This window comes from Burkholderia sp. Tr-862 (assembly GCF_011753085.1).
Taxonomy (GTDB): domain Bacteria; phylum Pseudomonadota; class Gammaproteobacteria; order Burkholderiales; family Burkholderiaceae; genus Burkholderia; species Burkholderia ambifaria.
Window position 1 is genome coordinate 27922 of sequence record NZ_VWWG01000047.1, and the last position, 18832, is coordinate 46753.

15 protein-coding genes and 2 pseudogenes are annotated in these 18832 nt (G+C 68.8%); 8 read left to right on the forward strand and 9 right to left on the reverse strand.

The genetic code is table 11. From position 1 onward, the window contains the following. Positions 1–22 precede the first annotated feature (22 nt). The gene (locus F3J14_RS15695; RefSeq protein ID WP_166723788.1) at positions 23–1993 is read left to right on the forward strand and encodes a beta-galactosidase; all 1971 of its coding nucleotides are present in this window, start codon (positions 23–25) and stop codon (positions 1991–1993) included. 4 nt (positions 1994–1997) lie between these two features. Next, positions 1998–3293 carry a sugar efflux transporter gene (locus F3J14_RS15700; RefSeq protein ID WP_166723775.1) on the forward strand — a complete coding sequence of 432 codons (1296 nt, stop codon included), beginning with the start codon at positions 1998–2000 and terminating at the stop codon, positions 3291–3293. Between the two features lie 35 nt (positions 3294–3328). On the opposite strand, the gene F3J14_RS15705 is transcribed toward F3J14_RS15700, so the two are convergent. From F3J14_RS15705 to F3J14_RS15715, 3 genes are all read right to left on the reverse strand, one after another. After that, positions 3329–4489, reverse strand: coding sequence for an arabinogalactan endo-1,4-beta-galactosidase (locus F3J14_RS15705; RefSeq protein WP_166723776.1), 1161 nt, complete (start codon positions 4487–4489; stop codon positions 3329–3331). A gap of 157 nt (positions 4490–4646) precedes the next feature. Next, on the reverse strand, positions 4647–5735 hold the full coding sequence (locus F3J14_RS15710) for an aldose epimerase family protein (RefSeq protein ID WP_166723777.1): 1089 nt from the start codon (positions 5733–5735) through the stop codon (positions 4647–4649). A 27-nt stretch (positions 5736–5762) separates the two neighbouring features. Beyond that, entirely contained in the window at positions 5763–6956 is a 1194-nt protein-coding gene (locus F3J14_RS15715; protein ID WP_105832117.1) for a DNA-binding transcriptional regulator, read from the reverse strand. A 265-nt stretch (positions 6957–7221) separates the two neighbouring features. On the opposite strand from F3J14_RS15715, the gene xylA reads away from it, so the two are divergent. The 5 genes from xylA (at position 7222) to F3J14_RS15740 (ending at position 13984) form a co-directional block, all read left to right on the forward strand. Next, positions 7222–8544 carry a xylose isomerase gene (gene xylA / locus F3J14_RS15720; RefSeq protein ID WP_166723778.1) on the forward strand — a complete coding sequence of 441 codons (1323 nt, stop codon included), beginning with the start codon at positions 7222–7224 and terminating at the stop codon, positions 8542–8544. A 4-nt stretch (positions 8545–8548) separates the two neighbouring features. Then, complete coding sequence (gene xylB, locus F3J14_RS15725; protein ID WP_166723779.1) at positions 8549–10027, forward strand: xylulokinase; 1479 nt, start codon at positions 8549–8551, stop codon at positions 10025–10027. A 101-nt stretch (positions 10028–10128) separates the two neighbouring features. Further along, the gene (gene xylF, locus F3J14_RS15730; RefSeq protein WP_166723780.1) at positions 10129–11157 is read left to right on the forward strand and encodes a D-xylose ABC transporter substrate-binding protein; all 1029 of its coding nucleotides are present in this window, start codon (positions 10129–10131) and stop codon (positions 11155–11157) included. A gap of 71 nt (positions 11158–11228) precedes the next feature. After that, a complete protein-coding gene (xylG, locus tag F3J14_RS15735; RefSeq protein ID WP_166723781.1) occupies positions 11229–12788 on the forward strand; it encodes a D-xylose ABC transporter ATP-binding protein in 1560 nt (519 codons plus the stop codon). Then, the gene (locus F3J14_RS15740; RefSeq protein ID WP_166723782.1) at positions 12785–13984 is read left to right on the forward strand and encodes a sugar ABC transporter permease; all 1200 of its coding nucleotides are present in this window, start codon (positions 12785–12787) and stop codon (positions 13982–13984) included. Before xylG ends, F3J14_RS15740 begins: the two co-directional genes overlap by 4 nt. A gap of 18 nt (positions 13985–14002) precedes the next feature. Here the strand turns inward: F3J14_RS15740 and F3J14_RS15745 are convergent, their stop codons facing one another. After that, entirely contained in the window at positions 14003–14905 is a 903-nt protein-coding gene (locus F3J14_RS15745; protein ID WP_166723783.1) for a LysR family transcriptional regulator, read from the reverse strand. 99 nt (positions 14906–15004) lie between these two features. Here F3J14_RS15745 and F3J14_RS15750 point away from each other — a divergent pair, with 99 nt between their 5' ends. Further along, positions 15005–15880, forward strand: a complete 876-nt coding sequence (locus F3J14_RS15750) for an aldo/keto reductase family oxidoreductase (protein ID WP_166723784.1) — start codon at positions 15005–15007, stop codon at positions 15878–15880. A 57-nt stretch (positions 15881–15937) separates the two neighbouring features. Here F3J14_RS15750 and F3J14_RS15755 read toward each other — a convergent pair whose 3' ends face one another. From F3J14_RS15755 to F3J14_RS15775, 5 genes and pseudogenes are all read right to left on the reverse strand, one after another. Beyond that, entirely contained in the window at positions 15938–16336 is a 399-nt protein-coding gene (locus F3J14_RS15755; protein ID WP_166723785.1) for a cupin domain-containing protein, read from the reverse strand. A 131-nt stretch (positions 16337–16467) separates the two neighbouring features. Then, a pseudogene (locus F3J14_RS15760) lies at positions 16468–16626 on the reverse strand (NmrA/HSCARG family protein); the annotation flags it as partial. Between the two features lie 172 nt (positions 16627–16798). Continuing rightward, positions 16799–16969: a hypothetical protein gene (locus F3J14_RS15765; protein ID WP_166723786.1), complete on the reverse strand. Its 171-nt coding sequence runs from the start codon at positions 16967–16969 to the stop codon at positions 16799–16801. After that, positions 16966–17980, reverse strand: a pseudogene (locus F3J14_RS15770) (DUF72 domain-containing protein). The gene F3J14_RS15765 and the pseudogene F3J14_RS15770 overlap by 4 nt, the downstream one beginning before the upstream one ends. A gap of 138 nt (positions 17981–18118) precedes the next feature. After that, positions 18119–18832, reverse strand: a 714-nt coding sequence (locus tag F3J14_RS15775) for an acetate--CoA ligase family protein (RefSeq protein ID WP_211080360.1), incomplete at its 5' end; no start/stop codon positions are given.

Genomic DNA, 18832 nt, shown 5'->3' on the forward strand with positions numbered 1-18832 from the left:
ACTCTCCAGCAAGGAATTCACGATGCACCTCGGCGTTTGCTACTACCCCGAACACTGGCCGCGCGAACAATGGGACCGCGATGCGCGGCGCATGGCCGAACTGGGCCTGACCCGCGTGCGGATCGCCGAATTCGCGTGGAGCCGGATGGAGCCGGAACCCGGCCGCTACGACTGGGCATGGCTCGACGTAGCGATCGACACACTCGCCAGCCGGCAGTTGAAGGTCATACTCGGCACGCCGACCGCCTCGCCACCGAAATGGCTCGTCGATCGCCATCCGGAGATCCTGCCGGTTGGCGCGGACGGCGCCGTGTGGCAATTCGGCTCGCGTCGCCATTACGACATCGCGAGCCCCGTGTATCGCGAGCACTGCGTGCGTATCGCGGACGCGATGGCGCGGCGTTACGGCGCGCATCCGGCCGTGATCGCCTGGCAGACCGACAACGAGCTCGGCTGTCACAACACGCTGCCGAGCTATACGCGTGCGGCACTCGAAGGTTTTCGCGCGTGGCTCGCGGTGCGCTACGGCGACATCGGCGCGCTGAACGGCGCGTGGGGCAACGTGTTCTGGAGCATGGAATATCGCGGCTTCGACGAGATCGAGCTGCCGCGCCATACGCCGACCGACGCGAACCCTGCGCATCTGCTCGACTTCCGGCGCTATCAGTCGGACGAGGTCGCGCGGTTCCATGCGGCGCAGGTCGATGCGATCCGTCCGCACGCGCCGGGCCGCGACGTGCTGCACAACTTCATGGGATTTTTCACCGAGTTCGATCACTACGCGTTCGCCCGCGGCGGCCTCGATGTCGCCGCATGGGACAGCTACCCGGTGCCGCGCACCGAAGTGCTGCCGCTCGACGAATCCGACAAGCGGCGCTGGGCGCGCACCGGCCATCCCGACGTGTCGGCGTTCTCGCACGACCTGTATCGCGGTGTCGGCAACGGCCGGATGTGGGTGATGGAGCAACAGGCGGGGCCCGTCAACTGGGGGCCGTACAACCCGGTGCCGCACGCCGGCGCGGTGCGGCTGTGGACGTGGGAAGCGTTCGCGCATGGCGCGGAGCTCGTGTCGTATTTCCGCTGGCGGCAGTATCCGCATGCGCAGGAGCAGCTGCACTCGGGGCTCAACGCACCGGACGATCAGCTGTCGCCGGGCGGCCGTGAAGTGGCGCGTGTCGCACGCGAGCTGGCCGCGCTGGCTCCCGCGCTCGTCGCGGGCGCGCGCGAGCCGGCCCGCGTCGCGCTGCTGTTCGATTACACGGCCGACTGGATGATCCGGATCCAGCCGCACGGCGCCGATTTCGACTATCAGCAGCACGCGTTCGACTGGTATCGCGCGCTGCGCGAACTGGGGCTCGACGTCGATATCATCGCGGCCGATGCCGACGTGTCGCGTTATGCGCTCGTCGTCGCGCCGACGCTGCCGGTCGTGCCGGATCGCGTCGTCGAGCAGGCCGCGCGCGGGAACGCGCACTGGCTGTTCGGGCCGCGCACCGGGTCGCGCACCGCCGACTTCGCGATCGTGCCGGGCCTCGCGCCGGGCAAGCTGCGTGAGGTGCTGCCGGTGCGGATCGCGCAGGTCGAGTCGCTGCGGCCGTCGCTCGCGCCGCGCGTCGCGTTCGACGGTGTCGACGGCCACGCGTTGAAATGGCGCGATCACATCGACCTCGACGCGGACACCCGCATCGACGTGCTCGCTGCCTGCGACGACGGCGTGCCCGCGCTCGTGCGGCACGGCCAGGTGACGATGGCGACCGCGTGCTTCGATCCCGCGCTGTTGCGCGCGATCGTCGGCCGCTGCGCGCGCGACGCCGGACTGCCGGTGCACGCGCTGCCTGACGGCGTGCGCTTGTGCCGGCGCGGGCGCGTCGTGTTCGCGTTCAACTACGGCGACACGCCGTGCATGCTGCCCGCGCCGGACGGTGCGCGCTTCGTGCTCGGCGGCCCCGAACTCGGCGCGGTCGATGTTGCCGCATGGGTCGAGCCGGACTGACGCGATGCAGTCGTTGCCGTCGCCGCGGTTGCATGTCGCGCGCCTCGCGCGGATCGCGCATTTCGTGCCGCTGTCCGCGGCGGCGCTGATGCTCGGCGTCGCGATGTCGTTTACCGCGCCGTACCTGTCGCTGTTCGGCGTGGAGGCGGCCGGGATGTCGCCGTTGCTCGCGGGCGTCTTCATGACGCTGATCGCGGCGAGCGGGGTGGTCGCGAGCACGTGGGCCGGGCGGTGGTCGGATCGCCGCGACCGCCACCGGCCGCTGCTCGTCGTATCGCTCGCTGCGGCCGCGCTCGGCTTCGCGCTGCTGTGCGTGCTGCGCGCGCACGGGCCGGTGATCGCGGCCGGCACGATCCTGCTTGGCGTGGGCGCCGTGTCGCTGTCGCAGATCTTTTCGTTCGCGCGCGCGGTGCTGCCGGTCGACGACGATGCGCAGCGTGAGCTCGCGTCGGCCGCGCTGCGCACGATGCTGTCGGTCGCATGGGTGTTCGGTCCCGCGCTCGGCGCGCTGATCCTCGCGCAGACAGGCTTTACCGGGCTCTTTCTCGCGGCCGCCGCGGGCTTTGTCGCGTGCGCGGCGATCGTCGCGCGGATTCCGGAGCCCGCGCGGCGGCCGGCAGCCGTTCACGTGCGCGCGGTCGGCGACGACGCAAAGACGCCCGTCGATACGACGGCGATCGTCGGCGCGCCGCGCGCGAGCGTATTGCGGACCCTCGTCGCGCTCACGCTGGTGGGGCTCGCGGCGAACGCGACGATGATCGTGCTGCCGCTGTACATCGTGCGCTGGCTCGGCGGCACGCCCACGAACGTGTCGGCCGCGCTGGGTCTCGCCGCGTTGCTCGAGATCCCGATGATGCTGTGGCTCGGCATCCGGTCGACGCGGCTCGACAAGGCACGCTGGCTGACCGCATGCGCGGCCGTGCACGCCGCGTATTTCATCGGGCTCGCGACGGTGACGCGGGTCGACATGATCCTGCCGCTCCAACTGCTGAGCGCGTGCGTGGTCGCGATCACGTCCTGTCTCGGGATGACGCGCGTGTGCGACCTGATGCCCACGCGCCCCGGCACCGCGACCGCGATGTTCTTCAGCACCGCGCGGGTCGGCTCGATCGCGTCGGGCGTGCTGTCGGGCGCGTGTGTCGACCTGTTCGGCTATCGCGCGACGTTCGCGGGGTGCTGCGGGCTCGCGCTCGTCGCATTCGCGCTGCTCGCCCGCGATGCGCGCGGCGAGCAGGGCGGTGCGAATGACGCAAGCGGCACGGCGGCGCCTGCGCGGCGCCGCTTCGATGCACCGCACTGACGCGCAGGGCGCCAGTGCGGTGATGTCGTGACGGGTCAGCGCCGGCGGAACGCGTCGAGCGACGACAGCGCGTTACCGTGGAAGTCGAACCACGTGTTGTTGTCCCATTGATCGCCCGCGCCGACCTTCCAGCCGACGCCCGGCGTCGGGATCCATTCCGGCTCCCACCAGAACACGCCCTTGCCGCGATTGCCCGGCACGCCCTTCACGATATCGACGACCGCCGCGAGGAATTGCGCCTGGCCGGCCGGTGACGGCGGGAACGCGGTCGAGCCCGTGTTCGTCATCGCGTTCGGTTCGGAGTCGCCGTCGCTGGTGGTCCACGGATACGCGGTTTCCACGACGATCAGCTCCTTGTCGTAGCGCACCGCGAGGTCGTTCGCGTTGTTGCGCAGGTCGTCGAGCGAGCCTTGCCACTGCGGGTAGTACGACAGGCCGATCACGTCGAACGTCACGCCGCGCTGCGTCGCGCTGTCGAACCACCAGCGGCTTTTCGCGTTGTCGCCGCCGCTGTCGATGTGCAGCATCACCTTGATGCGCGGATCGACGGCCTTCACCGCGTCGTGGCCCGTCTTCAGCAACTGCGCGAGGTTGTCCCACTGGTCGTAGCGGCCGAGCGGCCACAGCATGCCGCCGGTGATCTCGTTGCCGATCTGCACCCACTCGGGCCGCACGCCGGCGCGCTGCAGCTGGCGCAGCACGTCGGTCGTATAGGCCGACAGCAGCGCGCACGTGTCGGCGAGATTCTTGCCGGCCCATGCATGCGGCGGGTATTGCTTGCCGGGGTCGGCCCACCAGTCGCTGTAGTGGAAGTCGATCAGGATGCGCATCCCGAGCGCGGCCGCGCGTTTCGCGAGCGCCACGACGTGTGCGGCATTGTTGTAGCCGGCCGCATCGCTCTGGTTCGCGGGGAAGAAGTCCGGGTTGCCGGGATCGTTCCAGACCTTGATGCGGATCGAATCCACGCCATGCGCGTGCAGGATCTTCAGGCAGTCGCGCGGGTGCCCGCGGTCGAAGTACTGCGCGCCGTGCGCCTCGAGCTCCGGCAGCGTCGACACGTCCGCGCCCATCGCGAACGGGACGCCACCCGCGCCGCGCGCAACGCCTTGCGCGACGGCCGGCAACGCGCCGGCCAGGTCGACGCAGGCGAGCGCCGCGGTCGAGACACTCCAGCGCAACATCGATCGTCTGTTCATTGTCATCCTCCAGTGTTTGGCCCGGTCGATCGATCGCTGGATCGCGGGCGTCGGCAGTTTAAGCGCTTAAATTTCAGCCTCGATACGAGGCCGGAACGAGCGTAGCGCAGCCGCCGATGCCGACGCAAAGAACGCGTGCGTTGCCTACTATCTGGCGCTACGCGCGCACGCCGACCCGATACCGCGTCGTCTGGCGATAGGTGTCGCCCGGCTGAAGGATGGTTTCGTCGCGCAGCGCGTTCATGTTGACCTGGTTCGGAAAGAACCCGGCTTCGACGCACAGCGCCGCATGCTGCACGCACGACACGCCGCCGCTTGCGCGCACGCCATCCAGATAGTTGCCCGTATAGAGCTGCAGCCCGCGCTGATCCGTCGACACGGCGAGCTCCCGGCCGCTTTCCGGATCGTAGATCGCCGCGACGGGCCGCACGCCGCGCCCAGGCTCGCGCAGCACGTAGCAGTGGTCGAAGCCACGCCCGCGTGCGAGCTGCGCATGCGGCCAGTCGAGGCGCGCGCCGATCGGCGCGCTCTGCCGGAAATCGAACGCGCTGCCCGTCACGTCGGCCGTGCCGGTCGGGATCAGCGCGTCGTCCACTTCGACGAACGCATCGGCGTCGATCTGCAGCAGATGCCCGCGCACGTCGCTGCCCGCGCGTCCGCTCAGGTTGAAGTAGCTGTGATTCGTCAGGTTCAACGGCGTGGGCGCATCGGTCACGCCCGTGTAGTCGATCGACAGCGTGCCGTCGTCGTCCAGCGTGTAGCGCACCTGCACGCGCACGTTGCCGGGGAACCCGGCATCGCCTTCCGGCGAATCGAGCCGCAGCGTCAACCCGCCGTGGTCGTCGATCACGTCCCAGCGCGCGCGATGAAAGCCGCTCGCGCCGCCGTGCAGCAGGTTGCCGTTCTCGTTGCGGTCGAGCGTGTAGTCGACGCCGTCGAGCGTGAAGCGCGCAGCCGCGATCCGGTTCGCCCAGCGGCCGACCGTCGCGCCGAGGTACGCGCCCGATTCGACGTAGTCGGCCGGCGTGTCATGGGCCAGGACGATATCGGCGAAGCGCCCGGTGCGGTCGGGGGCGAGCCACGACACGACGGTCGCGCCGAGATCGCTGATGACGACGCGCATCCCGTGCGCGTTGCGCAGCGTGTAGCGCCGCACCGGATCGCCGCCGGGCGGCGTGCCCCACGGCTCGGACGGAATGCGGCCGAGGTCGGCTGCCGGGCGGGAAGTGGCGGTATCGATAGGCATGAGTGGGTTCGCTCGTGGGCGGTGAATTCAGTGGGCAGGCGCGGTGCGTTCCTGGTATTCACGCGGCGTGCAGCCGAGTTCACGGCGGAACACCGCATACATGTATTGCAGCGACGTGAAGCCGCAGCGGATCGCGACTTCCGCGCTCGACGCATTGCGGGCCGCGAGCAGCGCCTGGGCGGCCTCGAGCTTGTGACGCAGGATTTCCTGGTGCACGGTGCGCTGCAGTTCGCGCCGGAAGTGCTCTTCGAGCAGCGAGCGCGACACACCGACATAGTCGGCGACCTGTTCGGTCTTGATCCCCTGGCACGCGTACTGGCGGATGAAATGCCGTGCGCGCATCACGTGCGGGCTCGCGAGCGGCTGGTGGCGCGTCGATTCGAGCACGTTGATGCCGACCGGCGGCACGAGGATGCGCTGCCCCGGAAAACGCGCGCCGCGCAGCATCCGGTGCAGCAGGTGTGCGGCGGTGCGGCCCATTTCCTCGGTGCCCTGGATCACCGACGACAACGGAATGCGCGTCAGCGTGCGGGTGAGCGGATCGTTGTCGATGCCGATGATCGCGACCTGTTCCGGCACCGCGATGCCGGCGATCAGGCATGCCTGCAGCAGATGCCGCGCACGCGCATCGGTGACCGCGATCACGCCGACGGGTTTAGGCAGCGCATGCAGCCAGCCGATCAGCTGCTCGATCGCGTGATCCCAGCCCGACGCGCTCGTCGATACACCGCGGTAGATCGGCGCGTCGAGCCCGTCCGCGCGCGCGAGCCGGTCGAACGCGAGTTCGCGCTGCTGCGCCCAGCGATTCTCCTGGGCGGCCGGCAGGCTGTACATCGCGAAATGCGCGAGCCCCGCGCCGATCAGGTGCGTATAGGCGAGCGACACGAGCTTGGGGTTGTCGGTCGCAATATATGGGACGCCGTCCGGATACTGCGCCGGATCCTCGTATGACGAGCCGACCGCAACGATCGGCAGCGGCGAGCCGGCGAGCGCGTCGGCGACGGCCGGATCGTCGAAGTCCGCGATGATGCCGTCGCCGTCGAAGCGCTCGATGCCGGCGAGCCGGCAGCGGAAGTCGTCTTCGAGGAACAGGTCCCACACGACGCGCGTCGTGTGCAGGTACTGGCCGATGCCGCTGATGATCTCGCGGTCATAGACCTTGTTCGCGTTGAACAGCAGCGCGATGCGGTGCGGTGTCTGGGCGGAAGGGGCGCGGTTCATCTGGTGTCGGGGCACGTGCGCCGGGCGCGTCGTGCCGTTGTCTCCGGGGCGCGCCCGGGGCGGCGGCGCGCGGTGTTCTGGTGTCCGGCGATTGTAGGACGGAACGCGTGCCGCGCGCAGCAACTGGCAAGAAACGTTAAGCGTGCTGCGCAATTTCGCAATTGCCGGCCGGCAGGCGCACGGGCACGATCCAGTCAACCGAATTCGGCCGCGTGCGTCGCCGCGACGCGCGTTGCGCTGCAACAAGAGCCTGCACGGAGACACCATGTCGTATTTCGAACACATTCCCGCGATTCGTTACGAAGGTCCGCAGTCGGACAACCCGCTGGCCTACCACCATTACGACGCCGAGAAGCGCGTGCTCGGCAAGACGCTGGCCGAGCATCTGCGGATTGCCGTGTGCTACTGGCACACGTTCGTATGGCCGGGGCACGACATCTTCGGACAGGGCGCATTCCAGCGGCCCTGGCAGCAACCTTGCGACGCCCTCGAGCGGGCGCGGCTGAAGGCGGATGCGGCATTCGAATTCTTCACGAAGCTCGGTACGCCGTTTTACACGTTCCATGACACGGACGTCGCGCCGGAGGGCGACAGCCTGCGCGAGTACGCGGCCAATTTCGCGCGGATGGTCGACTATCTCGGCGAGCGCCAGCAGGCGAGCGGCGTGCGGCTGCTGTGGGGGACCGCGAACCTGTTCTCGCACCCGCGCTTCGCGGCGGGCGCGGCGACGAACCCGAACCCCGACGTGTTCGCGTGGGCCGCGGCCCAGGTGTGCCACGCGCTCGACGCGACGCACCGGCTCGGCGGCGAGAACTACGTGCTGTGGGGCGGCCGCGAAGGGTACGAGACGCTGCTCAATACCGACCTGAAGCGCGAGCGCGAGCAGTTCGCGCGCTTCCTGTCGATGGTCGTCGAGCACAAGCACCGGATCGGCTTCAAGGGCGCGCTGCTGATCGAGCCGAAGCCGCAGGAGCCGACCAAGCACCAGTACGACTACGACGTCGCGACCGTGCACGGTTTCCTCGTGCAGTACGGACTGCAGAACGAGATCCGCGTGAACATCGAGGCCAACCACGCGACGCTCGCCGGTCATTCGTTCCATCACGAGATCGCGAATGCGTTCGCGCTCGGCGTGTTCGGCAGCGTCGACGCGAACCGCGGCGACCCGCAGAACGGCTGGGACACCGACCAGTTTCCGAACAGCGTCGAGGAACTGACGCTCGCGTTCTACGAGATCCTGCGCCACGGCGGCTTTACCACCGGCGGGATGAACTTCGACGCGAAGGTGCGCCGCCAGAGCGTCGATCCGGAAGACCTGTTCTACGGCCATGTCGGCGCGATCGACGTGCTGGCGCTCGCGCTCGAGCGCGCGGCGGTGCTGGTCGAGAACGACCGGCTCGACGCGCTGCGCCGGCAGCGCTACGCGCAGTGGGACGATGCGTTCGGCCGCAAGATCCTGTCGGGCGGCTATACGCTGCAGTCGCTCGCCGACGACGCGCTCGCGCGCGGCGTGGACCCGCGGCATGCGAGCGGCGCGCAGGAGCGGCTCGAGAACATCGTGAACCAGGCGATCTACGGGCTGCGCTGACGCCATGTATATCGGACTCGATCTCGGCACGTCGGGCGTGAAGGCGGTGCTGCTCGACCGCGACGGCGCGGTGCGCGCGAGCGCGAGCCGCCCGCTGACGGTGAGCCGGCCGCGGCCGCGCTGGTCCGAACAGGCGCCGCGCGACTGGTGGGACGCGGCATGCGGCGCGCTCGCCGCGCTCGTCGACGAAGCACGCGCGGCCGGCATCGACGCGCACGACATCGCCGCGCTGGGGCTGACCGGGCAGATGCATGGCGCCACGCTGCTCGACGCGCATGGCGACGTGCTGCGCCCCGCGATTCTCTGGAACGACGGTCGCGCGGATGCGGAGTGCGCCGAACTCGAGCGGCTCGCGCCCGCGCTGCGCACCGTGGCCGGCAACGTCGCGATGCCCGGCTTTACCGCGCCGAAGCTGCTGTGGGTGCGCCGTCACGAGCCCGACGTGTTCGCGCGGATCGCGCACGTGCTGCTGCCGAAGGACTATCTGCGCTACCGGCTGACCGGTGCGTTCGCAACCGATCCGTCGGATGCCGCCGGCACGCTGTGGCTCGACGTCGCGAAGCGCGACTACGACGACGCGCTGCTTGCCGCGTGCGGGCTGTCGCGCGCGCAGATGCCGACCGTGTTCGAGGGCAACCGCGTGACCGGCACGCTGCTGCCGGCCGTCGCGCGCGCGCTCGGGCTGCGCGAGATCCCGGTGGTGGCCGGCGGCGGCGACAACGCGGCCGGCGCGGTGGGCGTCGGCATCGTGCGGCCCGGCGATGCGCTGCTGTCGCTCGGCACGTCGGGCGTCTATTTCGCGGTGTCGGACGGGTTTCGCGCGAACCCGGAATCGGCGGTGCACAGCTTCTGTCACGCGCTGCCGGATACGTGGCACCTGATGTCGGTGATGTTGAACGCGGCCGGCTGCCTCGACTTCAGCGCGCAGCTGGCCGGTTACGGCGGCGTCGCGGCGCTGCTCGACGATGCCGAGACGAACGTGCGCGCAAGCCGCCCGTGGTTCCTGCCGTACCTGAGCGGCGAGCGCACGCCGCACAACGACGTGAATGCAAAGGGCGTGTTCTACGGGCTCACGCCCGACACGCAGCGTGCGGATCTCGCGAACGCGACGCTCGAAGGTGTCGGCTTCGCGCTGCTCGACGGCATCGACGCGCTGCATGCAGCCGGGCTCGCGCCCGACAGCATCACGGTGATCGGCGGCGGCTCGCGCAGCGCGTACTGGACGCAGATGCTCGCCGACCTGAGCGGCCGCGCGCTGACGCTGCGCGCGGGCGGCGAAGTGGGGCCGGCGCTGGGCGCCGCGCGCCTTGCGCATCTCGCGCTCGAACCGGATGCGTCGCTCGACGACGTGTGCCCGCAGCCGCCGATCGTCGCGGTGCGCGAGCCCGACCTCGCGCGGCATGCGTGGTATCGCGACGTGCGGCGTCCGACGTTTCGCGCGCTTTACCGCGCGCTCGAACCGGTGTTTGCAACGGGCGCATGACGTGCGGATTGCCTGCACGTTGCAGTGACTCGATGCGGGCGGCGCATTCCGGCGGCCGCCCGGCGTTCGTGAGGTTGTCCAATAACGAGAGGAGTGGAGACATGAAATCCGTGACGCGTCGTACCGTATTGAGCTCGCTTGCCGGCGCCGCCGCGCTGGCGATCCTCGCGCTGGGCGCACCGCCCGCGCAGGCGAGCAAGGACAAGCCCGAGATCGGCTTCTGCATCGACGACCTGCGCGTCGAGCGCTGGTCGCGCGATCGCGATTATTTCGTCGCGGCCGCGACGAAGCTCGGCGCGAAGGTATCGGTGCAATCGGCCGACGCGAGCGAGGCGCGGCAGATTTCCCAGATCGAGAACCTGATCTCGCGCGGCGTCGACGTGATCGTGATCGTGCCGTTCAATTCGAAGACGCTCGGCAACGTCGTCGCCGAAGCGAGGAAGGCCGGCATCAAGGTCGTGTCGTACGACCGTCTGATCCTCGACGCGGATGTCGACGCGTACATCTCGTTCGACAACGAGAAGGTCGGCGAACTGCAGGCGCAGGGCGTGTTCGACGCGAAGCCGAAGGGCAACTACTTCCTGCTCGGCGGCGCGCCGACCGACAACAATGCGAAGATGCTGCGTGAAGGACAACTGAAGGTGCTGAAGCCGGCGATCGACCGCGGCGACATCAAGCTCGTCGGCCAGCAATGGGTGCCCGAGTGGAGTGCGTCGACCGCGCTGCGGATCGTCGAGGACGCGCTGACCGCGAACAACAACCGGATCGACGCGATCGTCGCGTCGAACGACGGCACCGCGGGCGGCGCGATCCAGGCGCTCGCCGCGCAGCATCTGGCCGGCAAGGTGCCCGTGTCCGGGCAGGATGCGGATCTCGCGGCGGTCAAGCGCGTGATCGCCGGCACGCAGACGATGACGGTCTACAAGCCGCTGAAGCTGATCGCGAGCGAAGCCGCGAAACTCGCGGTGGATCTCGCGAAGGGCACGAAGCCCGCGTTCAACGCGCAATACGACAACGGGAAGAAGAAGGTCGACACCGTGCTGCTGCAGCCGACGCTGCTGACGAAGCGCAACGTCGACGTCGTCGTGAAGGACGGCTTCTACACCCAGGCCCAGCTGGCGAGCCAGTAACGGCACGACGGAGGCGATGCACGCGGCCGGCCAGGCGGGCGGCCGCGTGCGCACTGCGAGGCGATGAACGTATGACCGAACCCTTGCTGACGATGCGCGGCATCGTCAAGGCATTCGACGGCGTGAAGGCGCTCGACGGGATCGATCTGACCGTGCGGCCGGGCGAGTGCGTCGGCCTGTGCGGCGAGAACGGCGCCGGCAAGTCGACGCTGATGAAGGTGCTGTCGGGCGTCTACCCGCACGGCACGTGGGACGGCGAGATCCGCTGGGAAGGCGCGCCGCTCGTCGCGTCCGGCGTGCGCGATACCGAGCGCGCGGGCATCGTGATCATTCATCAGGAGCTGATGCTCGTGCCCGAGCTGTCGGTTGCCGAGAACATCTTTCTCGGCAACGAGATCACGCTGCCCGGCGGGCGCATGCACTACGCGGAGATGGTGCGCCGTTCGGAAGCGCTGCTGCGCGAGCTGCGGATCGACGCGATCAACGTCGCGCAGCCGGTAATGAACTACGGCGGCGGCCACCAGCAGCTGATCGAAATCGCGAAGGCGCTGAACAAGCGCGCGAAGCTGCTCATCCTCGACGAGCCGTCGTCGTCGCTGAGCGCCGCCGAAACGCGCATCCTGCTCGACATCGTGCGCGACCTGAAGCGTCGCGGTGTCGCGTGCGTGTACATCTCGCACAAACTCGACGAAGTCGACGCGGTATGCGACACCGTGACCGTGATCCGCGACGGACGCCATGTCGCGACCGAGCCGATGCGCGGGCTGACCACCGACCGGATCATCGCGATGATGGTCGGCCGCGAGATCCGCAACCTGTATCCGCGCGAGCCGCACGAGATCGGCGACGTCGTGCTGGAGGCACGCAACGTGACCTGTCACGACGTCGCGAACCCGCGCCGCAAGCGCGTCGACGACGTATCGTTCAGCGTGCGGCGCGGCGAGATTCTCGGCGTCGCCGGGCTCGTCGGCGCGGGGCGCACCGAGCTGATGCAGGCGATCTTCGGCGCGTATCCGGGCGCGAGCACGGCGAGCGTGCGGATGAACGGCCGGCCGCTCGCGATCCGCGCGCCGGCCGATGCGATTCGCGCGGGCATCGCGATGGTGCCCGAGGACCGCAAGCGCCACGGGATCGTGCCGCAGCTCGGCGTGGGCCACAACATCACGCTGTCGGTGCTGCGCCGTTTCGCGACGCGCGGACGGATCGACGCAGCCGCCGAGCTCGATGCGATCCGCACGGAGATGCAGCGGCTGTCGGTGCGCGCCGCGCATCCGTTCCTGCCGATCGCGAGCCTGTCCGGCGGCAACCAGCAGAAGGCGGTGCTCGCCAGGATGCTGCTCGCCGACCCGCAGGTGCTGATCCTCGACGAACCGACACGCGGCGTCGACGTTGGCGCGAAGGCGGAGATCTACCGGCTGATCTTTGCGCTCGCGAAACGCGGCGTCGCGCTCATCGTCGTGTCGTCGGAGTTGCCGGAAGTGCTCGGGCTGGCCGATCGCGTGCTCGTGATCGGCGAAGGCGAGCTGCGCGGCGATTTCATCAACGACGGCCTCACGCAGGAACAGATCCTCGGCGCCGCGCTGACGCCCGCGCGGCGTCCGGCCGAACCCATAGCAGCGAGTACGACATGAATACCGAACTTTCCTCTTCTTCCGCCGTGCCGCCGGACGCCGATGCGCGCCGCACGCACGGCCATCCGTTGCGCCAGGTCTTCGTGCGCTACAAGGTGCTCGCGCTGCTGTTCGCGGTCGCGGCGATCTGGGTGTTCTTTTCGGTGCTGACCGACGGTGCGTTCGTCACGCCGCGCAACGTGTCGAACCTGTTGCGGCAGATGTCGATCACCGGGATGCTCGCGTGCGGGATGGTGTTCGTGATCATCGCGGGCGAGATCGACCTGTCGGTCGGTTCTTTGCTCGGGCTGCTCGGCGGCGTCGCGGCGATCCTCGATGTCAATCGTCACTGGCCCGTCGCGGTGACGGTGCCGGCGGTGCTCGCGCTCGGCGTGCTGGTCGGGTTGTTCAACGGCTGGTGGTCGACCTATCGACGCGTGCCGTCGTTCATCGTCGGGTTGGGCGGGATGCTCGCATTTCGCGGCATCCTGCTCGGCGTGACGGGCGGCTCGACGATCGCGCCGGTGTCCGACGGCTTCGTGTTCATCGGCCAGGGCTACCTGCCGCGCATGGCGGGCGACGGCCTCGCGCTGCTGCTGTTCGTGCTCGTCGCGCTGCTGGTCGTGCGGCAGCGCGGCACGCGGCGTCGTTACCGGCTGGCGGTCGCGCCACTGTGGCAGGACGTCGCGAAGATCGTCGGCGCCGGGGCCGTGCTGTTCGCGTTCGTCGCGATGCTCGACCGCTACGGCGGCATCCCCGTGCCCGTGCTGCTGCTGCTCGCGCTGCTCGGCGCGTTCTCGTGGATCGCGACGCAGACCGTGTTCGGCCGACGCATCTATGCCGTGGGTTCGAACCTGGAGGCGACGCGGCTGTCGGGCGTCGATACGGATCGCGTGAAACTGGCGATCTTCGCGCTGATGGGGCTGATGTGCGCGTTCGCGGGGATCGTCAATACCGCGCGGCTCGCGGCCGGCTCGCCGTCGGCCGGCACGATGGGCGAACTCGACGCGATCGCTGCGTGCTTCATCGGCGGCACGTCGATGCGCGGCGGCTCGGGCACCGTCTATGGCGCGCTGATCGGTGCGCTCGTGATGGCGAGCCTCGACAACGGGATGTCGATGCTCGACGTCGACGCGTACTGGCAGATGATCGTCAAGGGCGCGGTGCTGGTGCTGGCGGTGTGGATCGACGTGGTGTCGCGTTCGAACCGGCGCTGAGGTGCCGTTCTATCCCTTCTATCCCGCATCGGCCTTGATGAAATCGACGAACGCCCGCAGCGGAGCCGGCACGAAACGCCGCCCCGGATAGTACAGGTACGGGCCGGAGAACGGCCGCCACCACCCGTCGAGCACGGGCTCGAGCGCGCCGCTCGCGAAGTATGGGCGAAGCCAGTCTTCGTAGAGATGCACGATGCCGAGCCCGGCACAGGCCGCGTCCACGATGAGATCGACGGCGCCGCCGATCTGCACGACGAGCGGGCCCGACGGCTCCACGCGCACCACTTCGCCGTCGCGCTCGTATTCCCACGCCGGCATCGCGCCGCTCGCGAAGCGGCCGCGCAGGCATGCGTGATCGAGCAGGTCGCGCGGATGGGCGGGGCGGCCGCGCCGGTCGAGATAGGCGGGCGCCGCGGCGGTCGCGAGGCGTTGGGAACGCGGGCCGATCGGCACGGCGATCATGTCCTGTTCGAGGCGCTCGTCGTAGCGAATGCCGGCGTCGCAGCCGGCCGCGAGGATATCGACGAAGCTTTCGTCGGCCACGACCTCGAGCCGGATCTCCGGATACGCATTGAGAAAGCGCGGGACGATCGACGGCAGCACGAGCCGCGCCGCGCTCATCGGCACGTTGAGCTTCAGCGTGCCGACCGGCTTCTCGCGGAACGTGTTCACGACGTCGAGCGCCGCCTCCACCTCCCTCAGCGCCGGCGTGAGCCGTGCGAGCAGACGCGCGCCGGCTTCGGTCGGCGACACGCTGCGCGTCGTGCGGTGCAGCAGCCGCACCCCCAGTTGCGCCTCCAGCCTGCGCACCGCTTCGCTGAGCCCGGACGCACTCGCGTCGGCCAGGCGTGCGGCCTCGCGAAAGCCCTTCGCGCGCGCCACCGCCACGAACGCGTTCAGATCGCCGAGATCGACTTGCATTGTTCGCCTTTTCGTACAGGTTGTGCGCATTATGACCGCTTATCGTGCAGCGCCACGCGGCGTAACCTGCGATTCACTCGTTCATACAGGAGCACGATCATGTCCCCCGTCGTTCAATCCGGCACGTTTTCCCTGGCGGGCCGCCGCGTTCACCGCCTCGGCTATGGCGCGATGCAGCTGGCCGGGCCGGGCGTGTTCGGGCCGCCGAAAGATCGCGACGCGGCGCTCGCCGTGCTGCGCGAAGCCGTCGAATCGGGCGTCGACCACATCGACACCAGCGACTTCTACGGCCCGCATGTGACGAACCAGCTGATTCGCGAGGCGTTGCATCCGTATCGCGACGACCTGCTGATCGTGACCAAGATCGGCGCGACGCGCGGCGACGACGGTTCATGGCTGCCGGCGTTCTCCGCCGACGCGCTGGCGGCCGCCGTGCATGACAACCTGCGCAACCTGGGTCTCGACGTGCTCGACGTCGTCAATCTGCGGATCATGTTCGACGTGCACGGCCCGGCCGAAGGCTCCATCGAGGCGCCGCTGTCCGCGCTGGCCGAACTGCAGCGGCAGGGCCTTGTGCGACACATCGGCCTGAGCAACGTCACGGCCGCGCAGATCGCCGAAGGCCGGCGGATCTGCGACATCGCCTGCGTGCAGAATCACTACAACCTCGCGCATCGCGACGACGATGCGCTGATCGATGCGCTTGCCCGCGACGGCATCGCCTACGTGCCGTACTTTCCGCTCGGCGGCTTCAATCCGTTGCAGTCGTCGACGCTCGACGCGGTCGCCGCGCGGCTCGGCGCGACGCGGATGCAGACCGCGCTCGCGTGGCTGCTGCGCCGCGCGCCGAACATCCTGCTGATTCCGGGAACGTCGTCGGTCGCGCATCTGCGCGAGAATCTCGCTGCCGGCGCGTTGGCGTTGCCGGACGACGCCGTGCGCGAACTCGACGGGGTCGCGGCCGCTCGCGGTTGACGCCAGCGCGGGCGTCGTACATCGCATCGCCCGGCCCCTGCGGGCCGGTCGCCGAATTCAGTGAGCCTGACCCAGCTGCTCGTCGATCGTGCGCGTCAACGGAGACTGGACCTCGCCGGTGTGCTTCGTCTGCACGGGCTCGATCAGCACGATCCAGCATTCGTCGTCGGCGACCGGGTTATGCTGCGTGCCGCGCGGCACCACGTGCATCGAGCCGGCGGGCAAGTCGACGACGCGGCCGCCTTCATACTCGATCCTCAGATGCCCGCGCACGACGAAGAACAGCTCGTCTTCGTTCGCATGGTCGTGCCACACGAGCTGACCGCGAACCTTCGCGACTTTCACATACTGATCGTTGACCTGCGCGACGACCTTGGGCGACCAGTATTCGGATACATCGGCGAAGGCAGCCTCGAGGTCGAACGATTCGGCGAACGCAACGGCGGGAAGGGTCATCTCGTCTCCAGATCCAGTGGTGGCATGCAGGATCGAAACCGGCACGGTGCCGATTCATCGATATGTGGGGGCCAAGCCGATTATATTGACGCCGCCGTTACGCCGCACGACGGCGCCGCGCCGCGCCGCGCTCAGCGGACCAGCGCCGCCGCGAAGTCGCGGTACGCATGCAGCGGGTGGCCGAGGATCGCGGTCAAGCACTCGACATCGCCGGCCCGAGGCACCATCCCGTCGCTGACGCAGCGTTCGGCCATCAGGCGCATCTCGTAGGCCATCCATTTCGGCATGAAAGTACGCCGACAAGCCTGGAACTGGCGTCGATCTGGTCGGCGCTGCCTGGCCACCGCAAGAACGCGTTTCCGTCGGGCACCCCGCAGGAACTGGTCGCCTATATCGACGCGCAGCAGTGAAGCCGCGCCGCGCGCGGTGTCGCTATCGGGATACCGCGGCGGCGCGCGTGCGCTACGTCCGGTCGCGGGTGCGCGCGCGTACCGCGCCCGTGATCACCGCGATGCCGAACAGGATGACGGCGACGATCTCGATGACGTGCTGCGAAACATGCAGCGTCATCAATCCCCATGCCACGCCGCCGATGAAAATGATCCATCCGACCAGGTAGATAAGCAGAGTCATCGTTTTTCTCCTTGCGGTTCGGGTTCATCGCTCGGACTGCCGTCGCGCGGCGGCCGTTTTATCCGGCAGCGTTTCGTGCGCATGCAGGCCGAGGCGTTCCATCAAGCGCCGAGCGTCGAACGGTGCTTTCGTTTTCACGTCGTTGTCGAAGTAGCAGTACACGTCGCGCCGCTGCGCGCGCGGCGGCGCCAGATTCGGCGCCGCAAGGCGCGCATCGGTGGGCTGCGCGCCGCCGCGCCACGACGTGATCCGGCGCGCCCACCGTTCGAGCGACGCATCGGAATACGCACCGGAATACTTCGTTTCCGTGCCGTGCAGCCGCATGTAGACGAAGCGCGCGGTCAGATCCTCGAACTGCGGCCACGCCTCGGTGGAGTCCGACACGACGAGCGCGGCCTTGTGGCGGCGCAGCAGCTTTACGAACGCCGGATCGACGAAGCTCGCGTGACGCACTTCGACAGCGTGACGCAATTTGCGCTTGCGGTCGATCTGCAGATACGGCGTCCTGACCCTGCGATCGTGCTGTTGCGCGAGGGCGAGCGCGGCTTCGGTGTCGGGCGGCAGGAGGCTCAGGAAATGTTCCATATGCTCGGGGTCGAAACGCAGCGACGGCGGAAATTGCCATAGAATCGGCCCGAGCTTGTCATTCAGCGCGAGGAGCCCCTGCGCGAAGAAGTTCGCGCATGCGGTCGCCGCCGTTTCATCGCGAAAGCGCAGCATGTGGGTCAAATAGCGCGAGCCTTTCACGCTGAACGTAAAATCCGGCGGCGTTTCGTCGTACCAGCGCCGCCAGCTGCCGAGCGATTGCAGGCTGTAGTGCGTGCCATTGATCTCGATCGTCTGCATCCGGCTGGATGCGTATTGCAGCTCGGCGGCCTGCTTCAGGCCTTTCGGATAAAAGGTGCCGCGCCATCCGTCATAGCGCCAGCCTGAAATGCCGATGTGAATCTCGCCGGTTGTGCCTTTCACGTCGATGCCCGGAAGTCCGTGGATATCCGTAGCAAGTAGCAACGCGCGTGCCACGCCTGGGCATGCGCGTTACGGAGGGCTATCGGGTTGTGCACCGCGGCGAGCGCCACCGCCTGCTTTCGGCCGGCTCGCCGCAGCGCCGATAGCGGGCCGGCCTGCGTCACCGACGGGCGTTCGACATCAGGACAGCATCGCGACGCCGTCCGCGGCCCGCACGCCGCGGCCGGCCTCGAGCACGAACAGCGGATTGATTTCCGCTTCGACGAGCCGCGGACCGAGCTGGCGCGCCATCCGTGCAAACGCGACGAGCGCGTCGGCGAGCGCATCGACGTCCGCCTTAGGGCGGCCGCGATAGCCGTCGAGCAGCGGCCACGTGCGAAGCGCGCGGATCATGTCGAGTGCGTCGTCGCGCGACAGCGGCGCGTCCTCCGGCAGCATCCGCAACACCGTGTCGTTGAAAATCTCCGCGGTCACGCCGCCCATCCCGAGCAGGATCGCGGTGCCGAGCGGGTCGCGGTGCAGGCCGACGATCATTTCAACGCCGCCTGCGACCATTTCCTGCACGAGGAACGCATCCGGCGCAAACCCGGCGCCGGTCTCGACGTCGTCGCGCATGCGTTCGAGCCGTGCACCGATCGTATCGGCGTCCACCCCGACCGCGACGCCGCCGATGTCGCTCTTGTGCGTGACGCGGTTCGACAGCAGTTTCAGCACCACGCGATCGCCGAAGTGCCGTGCCGCCTGCTCGGCGTCCGCTGCATCGCGCACGACGCGCTCGCGCACCGGCGTCACGCCGAAGCGTGCGAACAGCGCCTTCGCCTGCGCTTCGTCGAGCGGCCCGCACGGCAGGTCCCGCACGTCGACGCCGGTTGCCGCGGCATCGGCATCGGCGAT